The organism is Zobellia russellii (assembly GCF_018728565.1).
Taxonomy (GTDB): domain Bacteria; phylum Bacteroidota; class Bacteroidia; order Flavobacteriales; family Flavobacteriaceae; genus Zobellia; species Zobellia russellii.
On sequence record NZ_JACSOI010000001.1, the window covers coordinates 937,120 to 963,667 of the forward strand.

Annotated in this window: 20 protein-coding genes; 5 read left to right on the forward strand and 15 right to left on the reverse strand. The window is 38.5% G+C overall.

Annotated elements, in window-relative coordinates; translation table 11 throughout:
* Position 1 precedes the first annotated feature (1 nt).
* The gene (locus H9565_RS03875) at positions 2-475 is read right to left on the reverse strand and encodes a TspO/MBR family protein (protein ID WP_215437726.1); all 474 of its coding nucleotides are present in this window, start codon (positions 473-475) and stop codon (positions 2-4) included.
* Positions 476-567: 92 nt separating this feature from the next.
* On the opposite strand from H9565_RS03875, the gene H9565_RS03880 reads away from it, so the two are divergent.
* The 5 genes from H9565_RS03880 (at position 568) to H9565_RS03900 (ending at position 5,617) form a co-directional block, all read left to right on the forward strand.
* A complete protein-coding gene (locus tag H9565_RS03880) occupies positions 568-1,653 on the forward strand; it encodes a diphosphomevalonate/mevalonate 3,5-bisphosphate decarboxylase family protein (protein ID WP_215437728.1) in 1,086 nt (361 codons plus the stop codon).
* A gap of 284 nt (positions 1,654-1,937) precedes the next feature.
* Positions 1,938-2,876, forward strand: coding sequence for a mevalonate kinase family protein (locus H9565_RS03885; protein WP_215437736.1), 939 nt, complete (start codon positions 1,938-1,940; stop codon positions 2,874-2,876).
* 11 nt (positions 2,877-2,887) lie between these two features.
* Positions 2,888-3,793 carry a geranylgeranylglycerol-phosphate geranylgeranyltransferase gene (locus tag H9565_RS03890; protein WP_215437739.1) on the forward strand — a complete coding sequence of 302 codons (906 nt, stop codon included), beginning with the start codon at positions 2,888-2,890 and terminating at the stop codon, positions 3,791-3,793.
* The gene (locus H9565_RS03895) at positions 3,793-4,743 is read left to right on the forward strand and encodes a carbon-nitrogen hydrolase family protein (protein WP_215437742.1); all 951 of its coding nucleotides are present in this window, start codon (positions 3,793-3,795) and stop codon (positions 4,741-4,743) included. Before H9565_RS03890 ends, H9565_RS03895 begins: the two co-directional genes overlap by 1 nt.
* A 25-nt stretch (positions 4,744-4,768) precedes the next feature.
* Positions 4,769-5,617 (forward strand): pseudouridine synthase, encoded by an 849-nt coding sequence (locus H9565_RS03900; RefSeq protein ID WP_215437745.1) that lies wholly within the window; start codon positions 4,769-4,771, stop codon positions 5,615-5,617.
* 167 nt (positions 5,618-5,784) lie between these two features.
* Here the strand turns inward: H9565_RS03900 and H9565_RS03905 are convergent, their stop codons facing one another.
* From H9565_RS03905 to H9565_RS03970, 14 genes are all read right to left on the reverse strand, one after another.
* Positions 5,785-6,330 carry a hypothetical protein gene (locus H9565_RS03905; protein WP_215437747.1) on the reverse strand — a complete coding sequence of 182 codons (546 nt, stop codon included), beginning with the start codon at positions 6,328-6,330 and terminating at the stop codon, positions 5,785-5,787.
* Between the two features lie 9 nt (positions 6,331-6,339).
* On the reverse strand, positions 6,340-7,272 hold the full coding sequence (locus H9565_RS03910; protein ID WP_215437750.1) for a PorP/SprF family type IX secretion system membrane protein: 933 nt from the start codon (positions 7,270-7,272) through the stop codon (positions 6,340-6,342).
* 4 nt (positions 7,273-7,276) lie between these two features.
* Positions 7,277-14,950, reverse strand: a complete 7,674-nt coding sequence (locus tag H9565_RS03915; RefSeq protein WP_215437752.1) for a BspA family leucine-rich repeat surface protein — start codon at positions 14,948-14,950, stop codon at positions 7,277-7,279.
* A gap of 67 nt (positions 14,951-15,017) precedes the next feature.
* Positions 15,018-16,085, reverse strand: a complete 1,068-nt coding sequence (locus tag H9565_RS03920; RefSeq protein ID WP_215437754.1) for a hypothetical protein — start codon at positions 16,083-16,085, stop codon at positions 15,018-15,020.
* A 288-nt stretch (positions 16,086-16,373) separates the two neighbouring features.
* A complete protein-coding gene (locus tag H9565_RS03925; protein WP_215437756.1) occupies positions 16,374-17,969 on the reverse strand; it encodes a M1 family metallopeptidase in 1,596 nt (531 codons plus the stop codon).
* The gene (locus tag H9565_RS03930; protein WP_215437758.1) at positions 17,966-18,778 is read right to left on the reverse strand and encodes a hypothetical protein; all 813 of its coding nucleotides are present in this window, start codon (positions 18,776-18,778) and stop codon (positions 17,966-17,968) included. The genes H9565_RS03925 and H9565_RS03930 overlap by 4 nt, the downstream gene beginning before the upstream one ends.
* Before the next feature lie 45 nt (positions 18,779-18,823).
* Entirely contained in the window at positions 18,824-20,104 is a 1,281-nt protein-coding gene (gene argH / locus H9565_RS03935; protein ID WP_215437761.1) for an argininosuccinate lyase, read from the reverse strand.
* Between the two features lie 29 nt (positions 20,105-20,133).
* Positions 20,134-20,490 carry a four helix bundle protein gene (locus tag H9565_RS03940; RefSeq protein WP_215437764.1) on the reverse strand — a complete coding sequence of 119 codons (357 nt, stop codon included), beginning with the start codon at positions 20,488-20,490 and terminating at the stop codon, positions 20,134-20,136.
* 31 nt (positions 20,491-20,521) lie between these two features.
* The gene (locus tag H9565_RS03945; protein WP_215437766.1) at positions 20,522-21,586 is read right to left on the reverse strand and encodes a M20 family metallo-hydrolase; all 1,065 of its coding nucleotides are present in this window, start codon (positions 21,584-21,586) and stop codon (positions 20,522-20,524) included.
* Positions 21,587-21,588: 2 nt separating this feature from the next.
* The gene (gene argB, locus H9565_RS03950) at positions 21,589-22,362 is read right to left on the reverse strand and encodes an acetylglutamate kinase (RefSeq protein ID WP_215437769.1); all 774 of its coding nucleotides are present in this window, start codon (positions 22,360-22,362) and stop codon (positions 21,589-21,591) included.
* Positions 22,363-22,366: 4 nt separating this feature from the next.
* Entirely contained in the window at positions 22,367-23,302 is a 936-nt protein-coding gene (locus H9565_RS03955; RefSeq protein WP_215437772.1) for an N-acetylornithine carbamoyltransferase, read from the reverse strand.
* 50 nt (positions 23,303-23,352) lie between these two features.
* The gene (proB, locus tag H9565_RS03960; protein ID WP_215437774.1) at positions 23,353-24,141 is read right to left on the reverse strand and encodes a glutamate 5-kinase; all 789 of its coding nucleotides are present in this window, start codon (positions 24,139-24,141) and stop codon (positions 23,353-23,355) included.
* Positions 24,142-24,186: 45 nt separating this feature from the next.
* Complete coding sequence (locus H9565_RS03965) at positions 24,187-25,386, reverse strand: glutamate-5-semialdehyde dehydrogenase (RefSeq protein ID WP_215437775.1); 1,200 nt, start codon at positions 25,384-25,386, stop codon at positions 24,187-24,189.
* The gene (locus H9565_RS03970) at positions 25,386-26,510 is read right to left on the reverse strand and encodes an aspartate aminotransferase family protein (RefSeq protein WP_215437777.1); all 1,125 of its coding nucleotides are present in this window, start codon (positions 26,508-26,510) and stop codon (positions 25,386-25,388) included. The genes H9565_RS03965 and H9565_RS03970 overlap by 1 nt, the downstream gene beginning before the upstream one ends.
* Positions 26,511-26,548 lie beyond the last annotated feature (38 nt).

Consider the following 26,548-nt stretch of genomic DNA (forward strand, 5'->3'; position numbering starts at 1 on the left):
GTTAGTTCAGTTCCCAAAGTTTATAATTAAGAACGGTTGCAAAACATACCCAAAGCAGATAGGGAACCAATAACCAAGCGGCAGGTTTGCTTACCACTTTAAACCATTTTATGGTAATGGCAAGTACAATAAGCAAAGTGATAATTACCAATAGTGCCAAGAGCGGTTCTTTAAGGCCAAAGAAAACAATACTCCATGCTGCATTTAAGAGCAATTGAAATCCAAAATGGTAAAGTGCGGTCTGTACCCATAAATGGTAAAGCCCCTTTGCCCAAACAATACCGGCGGCTACGCCCATCATAATGTAAAGAACGGTCCATACGGGCGCAAATACCCAGTTAGGCGGATTAAAGCTAGGTTTGTTTAGGGTGGTAAACCAGTCGTTTACGGAGCTTTGGGTAGCAAAACTAGATAGGAACCCAATAGCAAGGCAAATACTTACGGCGCATATAATGTAGAGGGCTTTCTTTTTCAAAATATAAAGCGTTTACCCCTAAAATAGTGATTTATTCCATTGATGGTTATCACAATCTTGGTAAAAACTATCTTTGCACAAAATATTTCGCGATGACCGAAAAAGAATTTATTCCCTCTCCTTATACAAAGTCCGTTTTATCCGGAAAAACCACCTATAAATCACCAAGTAATATTGCTTTGGTAAAATATTGGGGGAAGAAGGAAAACCAGATTCCAGCTAATCCTTCCATTAGTTTTACTTTAAACGAATGTGCTACGGTAACAACGGTAACCTATGAGAGATTAAACGAGCCAAGTAATAGCTTTTTCTTTGATGTTGCTTTAGATGGAAAAGTAGAGGAAAGTTTCAAACCGAAAATCAATACTTTTTTTGAGCGAGTATATCAGTATCTTCCATTTTTAAAGGAGTATCAGTTTAAGATAGGAACCTCTAATTCCTTTCCGCATAGTAGTGGTATTGCTTCATCGGCGTCAGGTATGAGCGCATTGGCACTTTGCCTAATGGAGATAGAGCGCAATTTAAACCCTGAAATGACTCAGGATTATTTTAATCAAAAGGCATCTTTTTTGGCAAGATTGGGTTCGGGGAGTGCCGCGCGGAGTATAAAAGGTAGTTTAGTGCAATGGGGCGTACATGCCAAAATTGAGGGAAGTTCCAACTTATACGGAGTTGAATATCCACATAAAGTACATCCTGTTTTTCAAAATTATTGCGATACCATTTTATTGGTAGACAAAGGTCAAAAACAGGTGAGCAGTACGGTAGGGCATGACCTAATGCACGGGCATCCTTTTGCGGAACAACGGTTTCATCAGGCCCATGAAAACCTTTTAAAGCTAGAAACGGTTTTTGCCGAGGGTGATTTAAACGAGTTTATTTCTATTGTTGAAAGCGAAGCCCTAACGCTTCATGCTATGATGATGACAAGTCAACCTTATTTCATCCTCATGAAGCCCAATACACTTGAAATCATTAATAAAATATGGGCATTCCGCGAGGATTCTAAAACCCATGTCTGCTTCACTTTGGATGCCGGGGCCAATGTTCATGTACTCTATCCTGAAGATGAGAAAACACAAGTGCAACAATTTATTAAGGATGAGTTGGCGGCGTATTGCCAAAACGGGCAATTTATTCATGACTTTGTAGGAAACGGCGCTCAAAAAATAAACTAAGAACTTCATAATTTAATAGAAGTTAGGCCGTTCAAGCTTCAAGAAAAATATGTTGTTTTGATCCATTATGTATCATAAAACGTACATATAGCGTATCTTTAAGTAGGTGCATAACATGAATTGGCTGCAGATGGGTAAGGTTTTTGCTTTAAACCAGACTAAATGTGGCGGGGTTTATGTGTTTTAACAGATAAAATTATAACGTTAATCGTGTAGTGGGGCAGAATTGTAGAATCATCAAAAGTATATTTTGTATTTTTGCACCGTAGCTAACCAACTATATAATGAAAGGACCATTATTTTATTCGAAAATACTTCTCTTTGGAGAATATGGGATTATTAAAGATTCCAAAGGACTTTCCATTCCCTACAATTTTTTTAAGGGAGCTTTAAAGACGGATGAAAACCCGTCTGAAACGGCTAAGGAATCTAATGCTAGTCTTCGTGAATATGTAGGTTACTTAGAGATGATCCATAAAAACAGTCCTGATTTAGTTTCCTTTGATTTTGTTTCTTTAAAAGCGGATGTTGAAGGGGGTATGTATTTTGATAGTTCTATTCCGCAAGGATATGGAGTAGGTAGTAGCGGTGCACTTGTTGCTGCTATTTATGATAAATACGCACAGGATAAGATTACGGTTCTTGAAAACCTTACCAGAGAGAAATTGCTTAGGTTAAAGGCAATTTTCGGAAAAATGGAATCTTTTTTTCACGGAAAATCTTCTGGTCTAGATCCTTTGAACAGTTATTTGAGTATTCCTATTCTTATCAATTCTCAGGATAATATAGAATCTGCCAGCATACCTACCCAAAATCCGGAAGGAAAAGGGGCAGTGTTTTTGTTGGATAGTGGCTCAACGGGCGAAACGGCACCCATGATTCAAATTTTCATGGAGAAAATGAAACAAGAGGGCTTCCGTAACATGCTTAAGGACCAGTTTATCAAACACACCGATGCTTGTGTGGAAGATTTTGTAAGCGGAAATGTAAAATCGCTTTTTGGTAACTTAAAACAATTGTCTCACGTGGTGCTTGATAATTTTAAGCCTATGATACCCGCAAAGTTCCATGACCTATGGAAAAAAGGTATTGAGACCAATGACTATTATCTAAAACTTTGTGGTTCCGGTGGTGGTGGCTACATTCTAGGTTTTGCCGAAGATTTGGATAAAGCTAAAAAAGCATTGAAGGGCTACAATTTGGAAGTGGTTTACAACTTCTAAAATCACAATACATGCTCAGTAGAAAAAATAGGCTTTTACTATTAAAGGTATTCAGTCTGTTTTCTGTTGTTCGCGGATACAATATTCTCATGATTGTTTTGGCGCAGTACTTGGCGTCTATCTATATTTTGGCACATGAACTACCTGTACGGGAAGTTGTCCTTGATCTAAACCTTTTTATTATCGTAATAGCTTCGGCCTTGGTAGTCGCCAGTGGCTATATTATCAACAATTTTTACGATGCGGAGAAAGATTTGATCAACAAACCCAGAAAGAGTATGATCGATCGGTTAGTTGGCCAACAGTTTAAGTTAACCACTTATTTTATCCTTAATTTTTTGGCGGTTATAGCGGCAAGTTATGTATCGTTTAAGGCGGTATTTTTCTTTTCGGCCTATATTTTCGGGATATGGTTTTACTCACATAAATTAAAAAAAATGCCTTTTGTGGGCAACTTTGTCTCCGCTACCCTGGCCATAGCCCCCTTTTTTGCCGTCTTTGTGTATTACAAAAATTTTGAAAACGTAATTTTTGTGCATGCCATGTTCTTGTTTTTATTGATCTTGGCAAGAGAGATGATCAAAGACCTGGAAAATATAAAAGGAGATTTGGCCCAAAACTATAAGACCATTCCTATTTTGTATGGCGGTAAGGTTTCTAAAACCCTTATTTCTGTATTGATTTTGCTAACCTTGATCCCTTCACTATTGTTAATACTAAAGTTTGATGTAGGGTATATGCATTACTATTTTATGGCCTGTGTGCTACTTTTATTGTTATTCTTGGTTTTATTGGTAAAATCAAAATCTAAGAAAGACTATGTTTGGCTGCATAACATCCTTAAGCTTATTATCATAGTAGGAGTTTTTAGTATTCTCTTAATAGATGTAGACCTAGTATTAAATCGAATTTTATAATGGAAAATAGATTGAGAGTTGCTCTGGCCCAGATTTCACCAGTTTGGTTGGACAAAGCAGCGACACTAAAAAAAATTGAGGCCACTCTTCGGGAGGCTGCACACGAAAAAGCGGAACTTGTAGTTTTTGGCGAGGCCCTTTTGCCCGGTTATCCTTTTTGGTTGGCCTTAACGGATGGAGCGGCTTGGGATACCAAAGTGAATAAAGAATTACATGCGCACTATGCACGAAATTCTGTGCAAATTGAACTAGGTGAGTTGGATTCTGTGTGTCTTTTGGCAAAGGAACATAGGATTGCGGTGTATTTGGGCATTATTGAAAGAGCCCAAAACAGGGGAGGTCATAGTCTCTATTGCTCTTTGGTTTATATTGATGCCGCGGGCGAAATCAAATCCGTTCACCGTAAATTACAACCCACCTATGATGAACGATTAACTTGGGCGCCCGGAGATGGTAACGGACTACAAGTACACCCGCTTAAACAATTTACCGTTGGCGGACTTAATTGTTGGGAGAATTGGATGCCTTTACCGCGTACGGCCCTTTACGGACAGGGCGAGAATTTACATATTGCCGTTTGGCCGGGTAGTGACCATAATACAAAAGATATAACCCGTTTTATAGCGAGGGAATCACGCAGTTTTGTAATATCTGTATCCTCATTGATGAAAAGATCCGATTTTCCTGAAACTACACCACATTTGCAAGAAATATTGAAAAAGGCACCCGAGGTCATGGCCAATGGAGGTTCCTGTATTGCAGGTCCTGATGGGGAATGGTTGCTTGAGCCTGTTTTGGATAGGGAAGGGCTGTTGTATCATGACCTTGATTTTAACAGGGTTTATGAAGAGCGCCAAAATTTTGACCCGGTTGGGCACTACTCAAGACCTGATATTACGAAGCTTAGCGTAAATAGAGAGCGTCAATCTACCGTAGAGTTCAAAGATTAAAGCTACCTTTGCATAAATTTTAGATATGGGCAGATCAGATTCCAACAATGATAAGAGAGCTTCGGGAAGACAAGGTGGTACTTTCCGCAAGAAGAGTTATGCGCGTGGTAATGCACCAATACGGAAAAAAACGGAACAAGAACCAAAAAAACCATCGGACCCTAACGTAATCCGCTTGAACAAATATGTAGCCAACTCAGGAGTGTGTTCACGTAGAGAAGCGGATATTTATATTTCAGCGGGTAGTGTAACCGTAAACGGAAAGCCCGTGGTTGAAATGGGGTATAAAGTAAAACTTACGGACGAGGTTAAGTTTGATGGCCGTTTGCTGAACCCTATTAAAAAAGAATACGTACTGCTTAATAAACCCAAAGATTTTACGACCGCGGCGCGAAATGAGCACGGTAGGCGTACCGCTCTAGGTTTAATTTCCAAAGCTACCAAAACGGAGCTTCTGCCTGTAGGTAAACTAAGTAAGGATACCACAGGGCTCTTACTTTTTACAAATGACGGCGAGTTGACCAAACGTTTGAACAGTCCTAAAAACGGATTGCGAAAAATATTTCATGTTGAACTCAATAAGCCTTTACGTAGTGCCGATTTAAAAAAGATTCAGGAAGGGATACTTGTTGATGAAAAGGTAATTAAGGTACAGGATATTAGTTTTGTAGATAAAGCGCCCAAGAACCAAATAGGTATGGAAATCTTCAGTACCCGTACCAACATTGTACAACGTATTTTTGAGACTCTAGGGTACGAAATCGTAAAATTGGACCGCGTAGTTTATGCAGGACTTACCAAAAAAGACTTGCCTAGAGGACACTGGCGTTACCTAACGGAGCAAGAGGTGGTTAATTTGGGTATGATCAAATAATTTATCGCCAGAGATAGGTTGAATTTGATAACCATAAAGTAAGATTAAGGTAACTTTTGAAACGTGCGAAAGTTACATCTTTGTATCATAGTTTATTTGTTTAAGTAAACAACAGCAAGCCTTAAGACCGATATTCGTATCGGTTTTGTCTTTTCTGCAACTCTCGCTTAATTGGATAACAAGTTCCATTCTTCCCAATCGTGGGGTTCTTTACGGCCATCCCAAAAATATTTATAGGGTAGTGCTTTTTCTTGCCATGGAGCAAGTGCGTAAATGTAGTAATTATCGTTATGGTCATAAAGGCCATAAGTAGGGTTCTCTCCCCAGAAAAATTCAAATTTTACAGTCTCTTTTAGTTCGGGAATATAAACGCTTCCCAAAACAATAGAATGTGTTGAGCCACTAACGGGTGTTGTAAATGCTTTTGTTTTTTCAATATTTAATGAAGTTCCAATGGGCAGTTTATAAATGGGTTTGTTGGTTTCGTAAAAACTAGTGTTAGTTAGATCTAAGATATACGGGTTTTCTAAAGAATGCTGGTGTATGGTTATATAGCATTCATGTTTGGTTATAAAGGTTTTATTAATGATTGTGTTATAGGGAAATTTATTGGATAAATCTTCTGTTTTTGTCCTAAAAACCAAGTAAAAAGAGCTCACTATTATAGCTGCACCAAAAAGGAGGGACCCAATAATTATTTTTTTTATGGACATAGTTGAAATTTAGTCTAATGCATAACCATCCCCAAATTGATAGCTCAAAATAATTCCGTGGGTATTCCCTAGCGAAGAATCATTAGTAGCCAAATTGTAGTTATATATGGCCCGTACATTATCAAATAAATAAATGCCTGCTAAAAAGTTTAAAGAATTATTGGTCCTATATCCCGTACCTAATTCAAATTTGTTTCTAAAACTCACAGCAACATTTAAATCCGCCTGTAATGCGGCACCATTCTCATGCTTTATGAGAACGTTGGGCTTTATCATTAAATCTTGAAAACGATTGTTGAAAAAGCGATACCCAAAATATCCATAATAAGGACTATTTAATTTTAATGAATCGTCTGAAGCTAACGCATCCCCTAAGATATTTGGCGTTGAAAATCCTACATAAAACGAAGCGTGATTAAATAAAAATCCCAAACCAATTGTTGGTATGGTAGCATTGATGTCCTGTGCAAAATTTGGGTCGCCTACTATGCCTAGTTGGGTTAAGTTGTCTTGGTATTGTTGAAGACCTGCGGTAATCCCAAAGGATAATACCCCTGCATCATAAAGTTGCCAATAAGGTCTGTTACTTTTAAAGTCAAAGAATATTTTATAGGAATAGGATGCAAAGAAATTTGTGGAAGTAGTTACTCCTATCTGATCTCTTATGAGACCGGCGCCTAGACCAATCTTATTCCGGTTCAAAGATCCATGACCACTCAAAGAGAAGCTTTTAGGGCTACCCTCTATCTGATTAAAAAATCCCGAATTGCTTAATGAAATTTCTGTGTTTTGGGTTAAACCCGCATAAGCGGAATTTAATATAAACGGATTGTAATTGTACTCTGTAAATGTTGGTGTTTGTTGCCCAAACACAGAGCTATATGAGGTAAGCGACAGCAGAACACCTAGTGCCAGCGTGCCAATTTTTTGGTTTAGTTTCATTGGATTAACGCTTGATTACTACGTACCCTGTAGTTTTTTTAAGAATAGTTTCGCCTTCAATCTGAATGTGGAAGAAATAAGTTCCTGCCGGTAATTTTCCTGCACCCATTTTGGTCTTTAAATTGGCCTCACCACGGAAAACATTGGAGTTATTGTCGTAATTGTTTATTTGAAAAACGGCATCTCCCCATCTGTTGTAAATCATTACCGAATTTTCCGGGTAGTACTCAATATTATCTATATGCCAATATTCATTTATTCCATCTCCATCCGGTGAGAAGCCATACTTGGTGTCATCTTCCGGTATAACCGTGGTAAAGGACTGTTCTTCACATTGTACTGCGTTACCTGCACTATTGTATGGAACAATATTTATATAAATTTGTGTATCAAGAGGTAACTCCTCTGTGTGTGTATATGTTGTAGTATTACCTAAATCTTGATTGTTGAGGATTTCAGTTCCACTAGGAGTGGTTCCAATTGATAAGCGGTAACCATCTGTTTTGTCTATCGCGTTCCATAAAATGCTGCTTTCCAATGGTACATTGTTTTCTCCATTGAACGGACTGGACAATTGAGTACATCCCGGAGCTATTATCTCCGTTTCAAAACTTTCTGTTGTACAACCAATAGCGCTTCCGGAAGTGTTGTATGGGGTAATGGTAACATAAATTAAACTTTCGGAAGGTAAATTTTCAGCAAAGGTATAGCTGGTTAAAGAAGCTACGTCTTCATTGTTTACAATATCAGTGCCGTTTAGATATGTACCTACTGAAATTCGATAACCATCAGCATCTGAACTTGTATTCCATGAAATATCTGTCATGACAGAAACATCAGTTGCATCGTTTAGAGGAACTGTTAAATTGGTGCAAGAAGGTATTGGCCGTATTACAAAACTTTCCGAGGCACACCCCATTGCATCACCTACTTCATTGTACGGAGTAATGGTAACCGTAACATTTTCCCCTTCATCAAAATCATTTGGAAGAACATAAGTGGTATCTGTTGTGTCATAATTGGAAATGTCATTTGCGGTACTATTGCTACCATCAACAGTTAATCTATAACCATCAGCGTCTATAACTGGATTCCAGCTAATTTCGCTTATAGTTTGTATGATATCTCCATTTACAGGAGATACCAAGTTGGTACACATGGGTATGGTCTTTATAGTGAAACTCTCCGAAGTACACCCAATGGCGTCTCCAACATTATTGTAAGGAACAATGGTAACTGTAACCGTTTCGCCTTGTTCAAAATCATTTGGAAAACTATAGGATGTTCCGGTTGATAAAACTAAATCGGTTACGTTATTACCCGTACTGCTACTTGCTAAAACGGTTAACTTGTATCCATTTGCTTCGGTAATAGGTTGCCATTCCAAATTTGTGTCAACAGCTACATCAATGGTGCTATTTGTAGGGGTGGTTAAATAGGTGCATGGCGGTACGGCCTCAATAATAAAGCTTTCAGAAGTACACCCAATAGCATCTCCCACTTCGTTATATGGGGTAATGGTAATCGTAACGGTTTCACCTTGTTCAAAATTATTGGTAAAATCATAGGTTGTAGTTGTAGTATCAAAATCTGTTAGGTTGTTTGCGGTGCTGCTACTGCCGGTTACAGATACTTTATAACCCGTAGCATCTGTTACAGTATTCCAGGTAATATCAGAATCTACTGCAATATCTATAGAACCATTTGTAGGTGAACTTAGAGCTGTGCAAGTAGACACAGGTTTTATTGTAAAACTTTCCGAAGTACACCCTATAGCATCCCCAACGGAGTTATATGGTACAATGGTTACGGTAACAGTTTCTCCTTGTTCAAAATCATTAGCGAAATTATATGTGGTACCCGAAGTTATATCAACATTTGTTATATTGTTAAACGTGCTATTACTTGCCATAACGGTAAGTTTATAACCGTCTGCATCTGTGCTTGCGTTCCATTCTAAATTGGTGCTTGGAGCAATATCAACAGCTCCTGCCGTTGGTGTTATTAAAGTAGTACACGTTGGTATTGGAGGAGGAACAATAGTAAAGCTCTCCGAGGTGCATCCAATAGCATCACCAGTATCGTTGTATGGCGTAATAGTGACAGTAACAGTTTCACCTCTTTCAAAGTCATTTGCAAAAGTGTGTGTAGTACCTGAGGTGATATCAACATCGGTTAAATTATTGGCAGTACTACTGCTAGCAGTTACCGTTAATTTATAGCCATTAGTGTTGCCACTAGGGTTCCATTCAATATTAGCATCTACCGCAATATTTGTTGCTCCGTTTGCAGGCATTAACAATGTTGTACAAAGCGGCACACCATCGGTAGTAAAACTTTCTTCTGTACAGCTCATGGCGTCGCCATTATCATTGTACGGAGTAACACTTACATAAATTGTTGTGCTCTCGGGTAAATCAGCAGCAAGATCGTGAATTAAAACATCGCCAACATCGCCAGAATAAATATCAGAACTGCCTGAAGATGTACCTACGGATAATTTGTACCCCGTAGCAGAAGTTATTTCGGCCCATGTTAAATTGGTATCAGGGGCAACCGCCGTTGCTCCATGTATTGGCGCAGATAAACTTGTGCATGACGGAGGACTCGTAGAATCTCCTGTAGTAAAGGTTTCTTCTATACAACCTGTTGCATCACCTTCTGCATTATACGGAATAATAGTTACGTAATGCATCCTAGCTTCTTGTAAATCTCCAGGAATATCATACGTGGTAAAATTACCAACGTCAATATTGTTTACTACTTCAATTCCACCAGAAGTAGTTCCAACAACTACTAAATATCCAGTAGCGTTAGATACCGCTGTCCAACTTAATTGCGTATCAATAGGTACGTCAGTTGCACCATTCAATGGAGTTGTTAAATTTGTACAAACCGGTGGTACAGGAATTATTTCCGTATGGAAACTTTCTTCGGTACAACTTGTGGCATCGCCCTCATCGTTGTAAGGAATAATAGTCACGAAAATATCACTGTCTTCAGGCAAGTCTGTTGCAAATTCGTAAGTGGTAATATTACCAACATCTTCCGAATTTAGAATGTCGTTTGCCCCTGCTGAGTTTCCTACTGTTATTTTATAGCCATCTGCGTTGGAAATAGGGTTCCAACTTAGGTCTGTGGTTACAGCAACATCAGTTACTCCATCTAAAGGCTCAATTAAAGTAGTACAATCTGGTATGGTTGCCGGATTACTTGATATAGTAAAACTTTCTTCGGTACATGGACCAACAGCATCTCCTTCTGTATTAAAAGGAATTAAGGTTACGTAGACTACATCTCCAGTATTGAAATCGGATGCAAACTCGTATGAGGTTTCATTAGTTATAGTGGCATTATTTACAATATCGTTGCCTCCTGAGCTTGTGCCTACTGTTAAACGGTATCCTTCTGCATATAAAGCGTGTTCCCACGTAATATTTGTATTTACCGGTACATCTGTATCGCCATTAAGCGGAGAGGTTAATAGGGTACAATCTGGTATGGGACAATCGCGAACATCTTGGTTAAATGTCCAACCAAAATTATCGATCATAGCTTGTCTTTCTTCCTGTGCATCACAATAAGGTAAATCTTCTGCACCAAGTGTAATACCAGGAGTTAGGTTTTGCTCTGACCAAGCAATTAAAGTGTTGTCGTAGTTTTCTCTAACCAGAGCAGTATGGTCTAGCATGTCACTCATATTGGTAACATTACTAACATCCCATTCTGCCAAACTTTGGTTTAAAGCAATGGCATTATCAAACATAGCATGCATTGTTACTAAACCTGGATTCCATAAATCCATAGGTTGGTTGTATGCCGATGCATTTCTGAACATATAATCCATGTTCTCTACTCCAGAAATACGCCAGTTATTTAGGTCTTGGTTAAAGACGGTTGCGCCGCTGAACATTTCTTCCATAGTAGTAACACCACGAACATTCCAATCACCAATATTTTCATTAAAGGCTATTGCATCTTTAAACATATCTTCCATAGTAGCTACAGAAGCTACGTTCCAAGAGTTCACGGTTTGGTTATATGATGTTGCTCCATTGAACATGGCTTCCATAGTGGTTACAAAGGAAACATCCCAAGGGTCAATGTTTTGGTTAAAGGTAGAAGCTCCCATAAACATTTCTTGCATGGTTAATGCTTCACCAGTATTCCAATTAGATAGCGGTTCATTAAATGCTAGAGCGTTTTTAAACATCGCTTCAAAATTGGTTACTACTGCAGTGTTCCAATTATTTAAATTTTGATTAAAAACTTCGGCATCTTCAAACATAGATTCCATAAGGGTTACAGAACTAACGTTCCATGTACTTATAGGTTGGTTGAAGAGTACGGCATCTTCGAACATAGAAGTCATATTTGCTACTGCACTTACATCCCAGTTATCTAAGGGTTGGTTAAATACTGATGCACCACGAAACATACTAGACATGTTTACCACGGAATTTACGTCCCAACTGTTTAGTGGTTGGTCAAAACTTGAAGCATTGTTAAACATGGAGGACATATTAGTTACATTGGTAACATTCCAACCATTAATATTTTGATTAAAATTATCTGCTCCGTTGAACATAGAATTCATATCTGTTACAGATGATACATTCCAATTGTTTAAAGGTTGATTAAAGGCATCTGTATTGTTAAACATTAAAGCCATATTGGTTACATTAGTAACATTCCAACCATTAATATTTTGATTAAAGTCTATTGCTCTCCTAAACATCATTGTCATGTTGGTTACGCTACTCACGTCCCAATTGTCTAAAGGCTGATTAAATGGAATGTCATATACAAAACCATCGAACATTTTAGACATATCGGTTACATTACTGACATCCCAATTATCTAGTGGTTGATTAAAAAGCAGTGCTCTTTCGAACATACTAGACATATCGGTTACATTACTAACATCCCAATTATTAATGTTCTGATTGAATAATTCGGTCTGTTCAAAAGTTCTGGACATATCCGTTACATTACTGGTATTCCAATTGTCAAGTGGTTGGTCAAAGGCATCCGCACCAAGAAACATTGTAGATATAGTTGTTACATTACTTATATCCCAATTATTTAATGGTTGATTAAAAGCTTGAGCTGCTAAGAAAACACCACTCATATTAGTAACATTACTAACATCCCAATCATTAATGTTACCGTTAAACAAAAAACAAGCACCAAACATATTTTGCATGCTTTCAACTTGTGAAAGATTAGGAATATCCGTTGCGTTGTATTCCATATTTTGGCAGTAATAGAACGTACTTTGCATAGAACCCCAAACCTGGTCTCCCCATTGGTCCATTGAAATAAGTTTTTTATTATCTCTATTGCTGGAACTGTGGTAAAATGCAGGGAAATCTCCAATGATTGCAATTGTATAAATTCCAGGGTTTAAATAAGAATGTGTTATATCATTTGTAACATTATTATCATACTGCCCATCTCCCCAATCAATATTAAAGTCGTATGTTAAATAGTCTGGATAGCCATCATTTAGTTCTATTCTATATTGATTTGCCGCAGAAGAACTGGTATCTAAATTTCTAGTATCAATAGTGATTTTAAAAACATCGGTTCTGTTAACCCAACTTTCAACTACAGTAAAACTAATTTCTTGGCATCCTACGGCATCCCCTTCACCATTATAAGGTACTACAGTAACATATACGGTGTCATTAGCCATAAATTCATTGGTAAAGTCTAAACCTACGGTATTTCCTACATCATAATTGTTAGCGGTATTTCCACCAATAGTAGCATAACTACGAACCCCACCACGTTCAATTTCTAAGGTAACTTTATACCCTGTGGCATTTGGTGCAGGATCCCACCGGATATCGCTATTAGCAGGTGTAGCTGTATCACTTGCATGCGGCATCGTAATATCGGTACAAAGTACATACGAACAGTTGACCGCATCTCCGGAGATTGTCCAGCCATCATCATCTATTAAACTTTGTCTTTGGCTTAAGGCATCGCAATATTGTAGGTTTGTTGCGCCTAAATTTACTCCAGTATTTACAGTTTGACCAGCCCAACCAATTAATGTATTATCATAATTTTCCTGCGATATTCCACTATTTGACAACATATTTGTCATATTGGTCACAGAAGAAATATCCCAAATACCCAAGTTTTGGTTGAAAGTATTGGCAGAAGTGAACATACCAGACATATCGGTAATACTAGATGTATTCCAGCCCGTTATATCTTGATTAAAAGAACTTGCACGGTTAAACATGTTTTGGAAACTAGTAACTTTGCTGAGGTTCCATAAATTTAATGGTTGATTGAAACTTGAAGCCCTATCAAACATTGATGAAACATTAGTTACATTACTTATATTCCAATTATTTAGGGGTTGATTGAACACCTGTGCCTGTTGAAACATTGTGGACATGTTCGTGACACTGCTAACGTTCCACCCACTTATATCTTGATTAAATACATCTGTTAGCGAAAACATACCTGCCATATTAGTTACATTGCTAACATTCCATCCACTTATATCTTGGTTAAAACCAGAGTTGTCTCTAAACATGTAACTCATATTAGTTACGTTACTAACATTCCAATTGTTTAGTGGGTGGTTGTAAACTTGATCCCAATACCAACCATCAAACATGCTAGACATATTGGTAGCATTAGTAACATTCCAATTGTTTAAGGGGTGATTAAAAGTTCTATGTCTTTGAAACATTTCTGAGAAATCTAGAACAGAAGATACATCCCAACTAGCTAAAGGGTGATTGTAAACGGCATGTCTAAACATTCCAGACATATTTGTTACACTAGCTACATTCCAATTACCAATAGGGTGGTTAAAAGCAGAACCATCAAACATGGACGACATATCTGTTACGTTGCTTACAATCCAATTATTTAATGGGAAATTGAACCTATTAGTATATCTAAACATTGCAGACATGTTTGTTACCTGAGCAACATTCCAATTGTTGATATTTTGGTTAAAATTACCAGCACTACTAAACATTGCGGACATGTTAGTTACAGCACCAGTATTCCAATTATCTAATGGCTCATTATATTGACCTGCACTAGCAAAAGTTTCAGACATATCTGTAACGTTACTTGTATCCCATAAATCTAAAGGTCTATTAAAGGTGTTACAATTTGCAAAAGTTCCAGAAAGATCAGTAATCGTACTTATATCCCATTCATTCACAATTCCATTGAATGAAGTTCCTCCTCTAAACATATTTTTAAATGAAGTTACTTGGGTCAAATCTGGTGAATCGATTAAATCAAAATTCATATTTGCACACCCAAAAAAAGCATTTTCCATAGTCTGCCATTGAATATCACCCCAAGCCAATATTTCAATGATTTTTAGTTTATCATTAGCCCGGTCATCATTAAAATAGATAGATGGGAAAGTGCCACTTATTTGAATTGTATAGGTGCCTGGTGCGGCATAGTCATGAGTTATATTACCTGTTACCCCAGTATCCGTAGAGCCATCTCCCCAATCTACATCATAATTGTAAGTAGTGTATGCGGGGTTGGTAGGTATGGTTATTTGGTTGTTAGCAGAAGAACCTGTTTCTGTATTATTGGTATTCCAAATTGAGGTAAATGATTGGGCAACTGTGCTAGCGCTAAAAAATAAAAATAGCAGAATGGGCAGTAGGTTTTTAGTCATTTCTGGTTGGTTTGGGGTAGTATTCGCGTACAGGTTAGATAAAATGATGGAGACTATATCTTATGGCCTATTCCTCATTTAGTATAATATCAGCCAGAATTGCTTCTATTTCTTCTTCGGTAAGACCAGCGGTAATTTTAGAACTGTAGATGAAACGAATAATATCTTTTTCTACTTCTAGGAAATCATTTTCTGTACTAATTTGAGAGCACAAAAAGCTTCCTTCGTCTTCACATTTATTAGAATGTCCAAAACCTAGTGCATGCCCAAGCTCGTGTTTTAAAAGTGCTTCGGCCGGGTTTGATATCCATATTCGGGTGGAGACCAAAACAGAATTTTCGGACGGGCTCATAGCAAAACCATGGTAATTCCCATCTTTAATTTCATCGTACATATCAGGCCAAACCCCTTCTACCTCTTCTTTACTGCCGTAAAATAAAATTGCATTTGCATCTTCGGAATTTTGAACTAACGATATGTTGAAATCTCCAGAAGAGAATAATGCGTTGTACTGTTCTAAGACGCTTTTCGTAGTAGTTTCATATTGTTCTGAAATGGTTCCGGTAAGGTGCAATTTCATAGAGTTTGCCCATTTTTGGTTAAAGTCTAGAGGAATGTTACTATCTCCTTTCCAATAGGTTAAATGTTGGGCATAAGCAACAACTTCCTTTTGTTCGTCCGTTAGAAGTGTAACTTCGTCTACATTGTTAATTGCTAGGTCATAACTCTTGTCAACTATAGTTTTACCGTCAAATGCAGAGACCATAAACGTGTAGGAATCCTTTGTTTCAAAGTCTGGTTTAAGCAGCGGACCCGTTATGATTTCACCGGTAACTTCGTCAATTATAAGATCGGCACTAGACTCTATGGAGTAAGTTATTTCATCTTGGTCACTATCGGTAGCAGTTACAAAACCAATAGAACTGGCAGCTAATGAGTGCTCATTTATTGAATAGTTGGCTGCTTCAAAAACAGGAATTGAATTTGTGTTTTCCGAAGTAGTTTCTTCGGTCTCTTCCTCATTTTCGGATGTTGTTTTGGTAGTTTCATCAATTGCATCCAGGGTATCTTCTTCCAAATCAGTACTGCAAGAAAATATACAAAGGGAAATTAGGGGAATGAAAATTCTTTTCATGCGGGGTAGTAGGTTAAAAATGGTTGGGTATTGGTTAATTGGTATTTAAAAGTATAAGAATGGTATTCTGTCGAAGAATTTTTGTTGTGAATACTATAATTTACAAGGTGAGTTTGTTAAAACTATAAGTGTGAGACATATTTGAATAGGGGAAATATGACTACAACATTGATTTTTAGAGGAGTAAATAGTTCTAAAAAACAAAAGATTATTGTAAGATAAATTCACCTCCCTAGTATTATGTTCAAGAGGGAAGGAAGTTAAAACTTAGAGTGGTGGTGGGTATATTTAGTTGCTTTTCTCTTCAAACAGCAACCAAGATTCCGGGTCTAGAACAACATCATCCGGTTGGTAGTCTAGTTTTATGGTCAAGTTCTTTCTGGCGTTTTCAATATCCATTTTGTAGATGACAATTTCCCCGTCTTTAACAACACCTATTTCAATGGGAAATTTAAAAATATGATGCTTTTGAACTTGAGTAAGATTGATTTGCAGATTCTTCTTATTGTAGTTCCAATCCCATTTAAGTTCTGGATAACCCTTTATAAACAGCCACTGCTGAAAGAACGACTCAAGGTATTCCCCTGAAGCCTGTTCCATTATTTTCCGAAAATCAACAGTCATTGCATTGGAATTCCGAAAAGCCTTGTAATAAGTCTTAATGCCTTTCCAAAAAATCTCATCGCCTAACTTATGGCGTAGCATATTCAATACCCAACCCCCTTTTTGGTAGGTGTTTGTGCTTAAAACCTTCATTGGGTCAGTAATGGAAGGGTCTACAATGGGTGATGGGTTCTTTTGATAATAGTCTATGATTTGCTTACGGTCCAGTTCTAACTCCTCTTTTCGCTTGTCATTACCATAGACACTTTCTTGATAAAGGATTGCGAAATAGGTAGCGAAACCTTCGCTAAGCCAAACATGGTTCCAATCGTTCTCACTGGCAGAATTACCGAACCATTGGTGGGCTATTTCATGGGCAATAAGTCCTTCTACTTCGTTTTTTCCGGTTACGGAATTTTCAAAATAAGCAATAGTGCCCGCATTTTCAAGACCTCCCCATTGGGTCTTGGCCTGCATGTTGGCCAATTTGGCGTAGGAATATGGACCAATATTATCTATAAAATATTTCAGCACTTTGGTAGCTACACCATAGTCCGAGAATCCGTCCAACCGGTTTTCTGGGTAAACCCATGCCGAAACAGGAATGTCATACACCTCGTCCAACAGTTTGCTTGCAAATTTCGTAACCCCAATGGTTACTACTTTCATGGCAACGGGAGCGGGTTCTTTGTAGGCAGTCAATTTTAATCCGTTGCCTAAATTGCTTTCTTCTATTTTTTCGCCAGTGGCCACTACATCATAATGGTCGGGAGCGGTAATCCTAAATTCAATAGTAGCTTTGTCCGATGGGTGGTCTACCGATGGAAGCCAGTGCCGTGCCAAATTGGGCCAGTTGTCACCAAAAAAAGAACGTTGCCCAAATTTAGTGGTGTCAATGACAAGGCCTCTCTCAGGAATGCCTTCATAGACCACTTTATAAGTTCTTGTTTTTTCTTTGGATGCAGATGGCGTTATGTTTATTTTGTTTTGCTCGTAGCTATAGATAGCTTCTGTGTCTCCTTCAAAAACATGGGTCACTTGCATGCCATAGGTATCTCCTTTGGCGATGAGGTCCAATGCAAACGGATTCACTTCGTTTTTAAAATCTACAGTAATTTCAGCTTCTCCTTTTATGCTATTGGATGCATCATTTAAAGTAAGCCCAAAAACGTAAGCCTGTACATCTGCAGAAGTGTTTCTTTGGTAGGTGTCTTGGCAGAAGTTCTGCGATGTAAAAAATAATAGTATAACTAGAGAGACCTTAAACTTTGATAATTTCATGTGTTTATATTGTTTTCATTTAATATGGCCTCAAATTTTAGATTTTGAAGTGTATCAAATAGTCCCGAACGATGAGCATCAAGTTTCCATTCTAATAACTTAACCTTGTTTCCTTGCGAGGCAAGATTTTCTAAATTCGAATAGTCTATATTTTGAATTACTTTTTTAATTTCTTTTGTATATGCGATAAAGTAAGTGCACTGTTCAAAATCTTTATCTTTAATTATTCCGTATTGATTGATTGAGTGATTTCGATGGACTTTTATTGAGAAGAACTTAGAGCCTAAGGTCCCAGAAAACTTTCCGGGTTCACTACCTAATTCGAGTGTTTCCTTTTTGTAGTAGATATTAAGGATATATAGGGCGGCCAAAATTTCAAATAGATTTTTCAAACAACCATATCTAAGATTTTCACCTCTATTATGTTTTAAGTGTTGATATGCATTGTTCCAGTTGTAGGTTAGTCTTCCACTGTGTTTAGTGGCTTTCTTTTTGAAAGGTTGTATTGAGTCTTCGGAAAGAAAACAATTTAATGAGCTGATGAAAACGATTTTTTCTTCTAAAATCCACTTATTGTTAAGGTATTTTAGTGCATCAATGTCAAATTTTATATTTTTAATTTCTTTTCCTCCCTCTCTGTAATAAAGCTCTTTAGAAATTGACTCAATTTCTATGGCACTTCTCAATATTAAATCGGAAATTTTGGAAGAATAAACTTCAAGCTGATTATCGTCAATATGAATTGAGTATGTTAAATCCAGAAACTCTTTTTCTAAATTTTTATATACAGGCCAGTAGATATTTGTCATTCACCTTCTTTTATACTTACTTTTTCTAAGTAATTTTACGTGAATTTAAGAAATCTTGTCCATCTTCCCTTTAATCTCCTTCAAACATAAATTACCTAAGCTACCTTCGTGAGTATGGTGAATGTCTCTCTTTGGCGTAAAGGTGCCTTCTTGAATTTCTTGTCCCATTTTTTTGTAGGCATCTCTAAAGGGTAACCCGCTTTGTACCAATTCGTTCAATGTGTCTACACTAAAGAGATAATCGTATTTCGGGTCTTCCAAAATGCCCTTGTTCACCTGCATTTCTTTAAGACTGAAAGTAAGAATCTCAATACACGCTTTCATATCCTGAATGGCGGGAACAATAATTTCTTTTACCAATTGCAGATCACGATGATATCCGCTCGGTAGGTTATTGATGACCAAAGTCAACTGATTGGGTATGCTCTGTAGCTTGTTGCATTTACCCCGTACAAGCTCAAAAACATCAGGGTTTTTCTTGTGCGGCATAATACTACTACCGGTGGTCAACTCATCTGGAAAGGACAGAAAGTTGAAATTCTGACTCATGTACAAACAGATGTCCATAGCCAGTTTTGATAGGGTAGCGGCGATATTTGCCATTCCAAAAGCAGTTGCTTTCTCAACTTTTCCACGGCCCATTTGAGCGGCAACAACGTTATATTTAAGAGTTTCAAAACCCATTTCCTTTGTCGTGAAACTGCGGTCTATAGGGAAGGAGCTTCCATAACCGGCTGCACTTCCTAAAGGATTTTGGTCAGCTACCTTATAAGCTGCATCAACAAAATATAAATCATCAATAAGACTTTCTGCATAAGCCGATAACCACAGCCCAAAAGAAGATGGCATTGCAATCTGTAAATGGGTATATCCCGGAAGCAAAACGTCTTTGTGCTTTTCTGCAAGTTCCAAAAGCAAATCAAACAACTCCTTGGTGCTTGATTTTATTTCTGAAAGTTCGTTTTTCAGGTATAGGTGCATGGCCACCAAAACTTGATCGTTTCTAGACCGTGCGGTGTGTATTTTTTTACCGGTGTCGCCAAGTTTTTCAGTGAGTACATATTCTATTTTTGAGTGCATGTCCTCAAACGAATCTTCAATTACGAACTCGCCTTTTTCAATGGTTTCGGCAATGGCATCCAATTCTTTTACCAAGTCCGCAGTTTCCTCATTGGTCAACAGTCCTATTTTACCCAGCATTTTGGCATGCGCTTGCGAAGCAATAACGTCGTATTTTGCCAAGTGCAAATCAAGCTCACGGTCGTTTCCAACGGTGAAATGGTCAATTTTTTTATCGGTGCTAAAGCCTTTGTCCCAGAGTTTCATTTTTTCAGATATAAGTTTTAAGTTTATAGTTAAAAGTCACTATACTTTTTGATTAATGTGAATGTCATTTTTTGAACTTCATCGCATAGGTCGAAAGTTCCCTCTAAATCTTCCTCAGACAGAAATCCGATTCTTTTTGATATTTCCAATTGTGTTTTTAATTCATTGATGGACCCGTTTGAAATTTCCAAAAAATGCCGAAATACTTTTTTTGATAATCTACCGGTACCCTCTGCAATATTACTTGGTATAGAAACTGCACATCTCCTAATTTGGCTGGTAAGACCAAATTTCTCTTCGACCGGAAAAGAAGAAGTCAATTTATAAACTTTTTCAACGAGATCCATTGATTTCTGCCAAACAATAAGCTCCTTGTAATTATACATTTTCTATTAACTTTTAACTATGAACCTAGCACTAAAAAAGAAATCCTTTCAATAAATTAATATACAAATCTATTCCGTCTTCTATTTCTTTGACGTAGATGTATTCATCTGCCGAATGTGATCGTGTGCTGTCTCCAGGTCCTAGTTTAAGGGACTGACAGGTTAATGCGGCTTGGTCCGAGAGTGTAGGGGAGCCGTAGGTTTTTCTTCCTAATGCAATTCCCGACTGCACTAATGGATGATTTTTATCAATAGCCGAAGAATTCAGTTTTAATGAGCGCTCCTTTAATTCACAAGGTGCTTCTTTCTTTAGGATTTCAGCAATTTCTCCGTTGGTGTATTTGTCGTTTACACGCACATCTATAACCAAGTCTACCTGTGCAGGAACCACGTTATGTTGTGAGCCTCCGTTAATTTGTGTAACCGTTAATTTTACGGGGCCTAAGGCTTCCGAAACCTTATCGAACTTATAGTTTTTGAACCACTCCAATACTTCAATAGTGTTGTAAATGGAGTTGTTATCGTTGGGGTGTGCGGCATGTGATGGAGTGCCTTTTATGACCGCATCAAAAACGACCAATCCTTTTTCAGCTATGGCCAAATCCAACAAAGTAGGTTCGCCCACAATGGCAACATCAATCTTTGGTAGGTGTGGCAGAAGTCCACGTAGGCTATTAGGGCCTGAGCTTTCTTCTTCCATAGAAGCTACCATTAGAATATTATGATTTAGGTTTTCTTCCGCATAATAGTGGGTGAACGTTGCGATAAGGGAAACCAAAGCGCCACCCGCATCGTTACTGCCCAAACCATAAAGTTTTCCATCTTCAATATGTGCGTTGAAAGGGTCTCTTGTGTAAGCCGAATTTGGTTTTACCGTGTCATGATGCGAATTTAGAAGCAAGGTAGGCTTGCTTTCATCATAGTGTTTGTTTACCGCGTACACATTGTTTAAGTGACGTTTAAAAGGAATGTCAAAAGCTTTGAACCAGTTCTCAATGGCGTCCGCAGTTTTATCCTCTTCAGATGAAAACGATTGAATCGAAATCAGTTCCTTTAATAAGTCTATTGCTTTTTGCGTTAATGCTGCTTGTTCCATTTTTATAAGGTAAGGGTAGTGAATAAAGTGGATTTAGGGTCTAACATGCCTATGTCTCCAATGCGTACCTGATGTACGTTTTGTTTAAGGGCGTGAAAGCAATTTTCCATTTTTGGGAGCATGCCATCTGCAATAATTTTCTGCTCCAGCAAGGTTTTGTAGGATTCGGTATCAATATGCTTAACTACGGATTCTTCATCGGTTACATCCATTAGGACACCCTTTTTCTCAAAACAATAATAAAGGGTGGTTTCGTAACTAGAGCTCATGCCAATGGCCAACTCAGAAGCAATGGTATCTGCATTGGTGTTCAATAGTTGCCCCTCGCCATTATGGGTCATCGCACAGAAAACGGGAGTTAGCCCTGCTTCTAATAGCTTTGTAATAACCGTTGCGTTTACACCATCTACATCTCCAGCAAAGCCGTAATCAATATCTTTTACAGGTCTTTTGTGCGCTTGAATGGTATCTCCGTCCGCACCGCTAAGTCCAATGGCATTACAATTTAAGGATTGTAGCTCCGCTACGATATTTTTATTGACGAGTCCGCCATAGACCATGGTAATCAGTTCAAGGTTTTTTTCATCTGTAATACGGCGCCCACCAATGAGTTTGGATTCTATACCTAATCTTTTGCCCAATTGAGTGGCCAGTTTTCCACCGCCATGAACCAATATTTTTGGCCCTTCCAATTCGGAAAAAGCTTTTAGGAATTTAGAGAGTTCCTCTTTATTTTCAATGACATTACCGCCTATTTTTATGATAGATAACTTCATGGGTTTACTGTTCCAATATTTTCTTCAATACAATTTGTGCGGCGTAAGTTCTATTGTTGGCTTGTTCTATGACCAAAGATTGGTCGCCATCTAGGACAGCATCCGCAACTACTATGTTTCTACGTACCGGTAGACAGTGCATAAATTTAGCGTTACCCACTTTTTCCGGGGTCATGGTCCAGCTTTTGTCTTGGTTTAAGACTTTGCCGTAATCGTTGTAACTGCTCCAGTTTTTTACGTAAATGAAGTCGGCATTTTCGCAAGCTTTGTTCTGGTCGTACTCAATAGTTGCTCCTTTGGTGACTTCTGGGTTCAATTCGTAGCCTTCCGGATGTGTAATTACAAAATCGGCATCTTGCAAATGCATCATCTCTACAAATGAATTGGCTACGGCATGAGGTAATGCCTTTGGGTGAGGTGCCCAAGAAAGTACCACTTTAGGTCTTGTCTTAGTGTTTTGTTCGGCCAAGGTAATGGCATCGGCCAAAGCCTGTAACGGGTGGCCTACTGAACTTTCCATATTTACAATGGGTACGCTGGCGTATTTTTTAAATCCGTTCAAAACCTTTTCGGCCTCGTCTTCTTCTTTGTCCTGCAATCCGGCAAAGGCTCTAATGGCAACAATATCACAGTACTGTGATATAACTTGTGCTGCTTCTTTAATGTGTTCTGAAGTTCCTTGGTCCATAACCGTGCCATCGGCATATTCCAAAGCCCACCCTTCGCTTCCAAAATTCATGACAATTACCTCCATTCCAAGGTTCATAGCTGCTTTTTGGGTGCTCAAGCGAGTACGGAGACTGTTGTTGAAGAATAACAACCCAATAGTTTTGTCCGAACCTAAGCTCTTGTGTTTCCTTGGGGCTTCTTTTAAATTTCGGGCCTCTTTCACCCAGTTTTCCAACGAATCTATGTCTTGTAAAGAAAGGTAATGTTTCATTTGTGTTCTTTTCTCTTGCTATTCTATTTTTTCTGTGGATGTTATCTACATCAATGGTCCGCTAAAAAGTGACCGTCTGTTGTCTTTATTTTGGTATGCTTGCCCGTCCCCTCAAAAGCATCGGTTATAAAGTTGTCGTTAAGTCCGTTTACGATCCAAGTTTCAATACCGGCCTTTTGGGCAATGGTAGCAGCTTCCACTTTGGATTGCATTCCTCCGGTACCGTGCGATGATTTGTGCGAGCTTATTTCTTGTTGCAGACTATCAATACCCAATACTTCTGCAATAGTGTCCGGTTTTCCGTTTTCTATGGAAGCTTTGGTATATATCCCATCCGTATTGGTGGCAATCATTAAAAGGTCCGCTTTAAGCAAGGCAGCCGTTAATGCGGCCAGTTTATCATTATCGCCAAACTGAATCTCATCTGCGGCAACCGTGTCATTTTCATTAATGACAGGAATAAAATTATTGCTTACCAAAATGTCTATAGTATTCTTGATATTGGCTTTTGATTTTGGGTTCTCAAAATCCGAATACGATAAAAGACACTGTGCAGCAAAAATTCCTAATTCCCTAAAGCTCTCTTGGAACATACGCATTAAATGCGGTTGGCCAATAGCGGCCAATGCTTGTTTTACGTTGATTTCCTCTCCGTTGTGCTCCAATTTCACGAACTGCTTAGCTGCGGCAATGGCCCCGGAACTTACAATGACAAACTCATAATCGTCCTTAAGCAGTGCTATTTGTCTACCTATGTCCTCTATTTTTCCTCGGGAAATCTGATTGGTTTCCTTGGTAAGGGTGTTAGAGCCTATTTTTAATAAAATCCTTTTTTTCATCAGGTATTCTTTTTCATTCGTTGGGAGACAAGGGGGAGTTGAAATTTATCCTCTTGTTTGCCCGTTTCCTTTTACATACCACTTATTGGTCACCAAGTGTTGCAACCCTATAGGGCCTCTTTGGTGCAACTTGTCCGTACTAATGGCAAGTTCGCCCCCCAGTCCAAATTGCCCGCCATCCGTAAAGCGGGTAGAGGCATTGTGGTAGACTGCTGCTGTATCTACATTGCTCATGAAATAATCTGCAGTTTCGTTATTGGCCGTAATGATCGAGGCGCTATGCCCACCACCGTAAGTGTTTATTTTTGAAATGGCATCTTCAATATCCGAACTTTGGCCAATTACAATCTTGTAATCTAGAAACTCCTCGTACCAAACCCGCTCGTCCTCTATGGTTTTTGTACCCTCCATACCGGATATGGCATCATCGGCCAAAATTTCAACATCACTCTTTTTTAGTTCCTGTATTAAATGCTGAAGGAACTGTTGTTTGCGTGGTAAATCCGATGAAACAAGAACCTTGTCCAGAGCGTTACAGGCCGATATTTTGGTCGTTTTTGCGTTGATGATAATGTCTATTGCCATCTCTAAATCGGCCTCCTTATCAATAAAAACAAAATTATTTCCACGACCACTAACAATAACAGGGCAGGTGGCATGCTGTTTTACAAAAGCGATTAGCCTTTCGCCACCTCTAGGTACAATAAGATCCACCTTTTGGGTAGGTTTTTCTAGGAAAGCCTGAGTTTCCGTCCGGTTGAATTGCAGATAGGTAACCCAATCCGCATCGGCCTCATTAGCTTCTAGCGCTTTGTGCCATAAATCTACCAATAGCAGATTGCTGTTAAGCGATTCTTTTCCGCCTTTCAATAAAATCTTGTTTCCTGATTTAAATGCGATTCCAGCCGCTTCGATAGTAACATCGGGTCTGGATTCATATATAATAAGAATCGTTCCAAAAGGAGCTGTCTTATTGCTTACCTGCATACCGTTCTCGTGCTCAAAACTAAAGCGTTCCACACCTAGAGGGTCTTCTTGTGCCGCAAGTTGCTGCAGGCTCAAAATCATACCGTCTATTTTACTTTGGTCTACTTTAAGGCGGTCGCGCATGGCAATATCGTCGCCCATATAGCTTTCCATATCAATTTTATTGGCAGCTAAAATCGCGATCCTTTCTTTGTCCAAAAGTTGGGCCATATCAGAAAGTACGGCGTTACGTTGTTTTATGTCCAGTAATAAGCTCATTACAATTCTGCTTTTAAGGCGGTGAAAAAAGTATCTAAATGCGCTTTGGTAATATTTAAGGCAGGAAGGACTCTTAAAACATACTTGTCCTTGGCACCTCCTGTAAATAATTGTTGGTTATGGATTAACCTCTTCCTTAGATCGGCTACTTCAAAATTGAACTCAAGACCTAACATAAGACCTCTACCTTTTACTTTTTTAATTTGAGGTATTTCTGCAGCCAAGGTTTTAAAATAACCTTCTAAGTCCGCCGCGTTTTCTATAAGTTTTTCTTCTTCCAAAACTTCTAAAACTGCCAGTGTGGCTACGGAAGCCAAATGATTTCCACCAAAAGTGGTGCCCAATAAACCGTAAGAAGCCTTAATGTCTTCATGGATTAGAATGCCGCCCACTGGAAAACCGTTACCCATACCTTTGGCCACCGAAATAATATCCGGTTGTATGTCATGATGCTGAAAAGCGAAGAATTTACCGCTTCTGCCAAAACCACATTGCACTTCATCGGCAATCAATACCGATCCGTTAGCTTTCGTAAGTGAGGCAATTTGCTGATAAAATTCCGTAGTGGGTTCATCCAAACCACCAACACCTTGTATGGTCTCTATAATTACCGCACATACATCTCCTTTTTCTATTTCATTTTGAAATGCTTCAAAGTCGTTCAACGGAAGAAAAGTAACCTCCTGCTGTAAATTGATAGGAGCGTTTATTTTTGGATTGTCCGTTGCGGCAACGGCTGCGGAGGTACGGCCGTGAAAACCGTTGGTGAATGCGATAACCCTAGATTTACCAGTATGGAAAGAAGCTAGTTTTAGCGCATTTTCATTGGCCTCTGCACCGGAATTACATAAAAACAGATTGTAATTTTCACAGCCCGAAAGCTCGCCTAGTTTAGTAGCCAGTTCCTCTTGCAAAGGGTTCTTTACCGAGTTGCTGTAAAACCCTATTTTATTTAGCTGGTCCGTAAGACGTTTTACGTAATGTGGATGAGAGTGGCCAATGGAGATTACGGCATGACCTCCGTAGAAATCCAGGTATTCCGTTCCTTTAGCATCGGTTACTACTATCCCCTTTGCAGAAACCGGGGTTACATCGTATAATGGGTAAACATCAAATAAATTCATAACTTTTACTGTTGAGCTGATCATAGCTTCTTGTATTT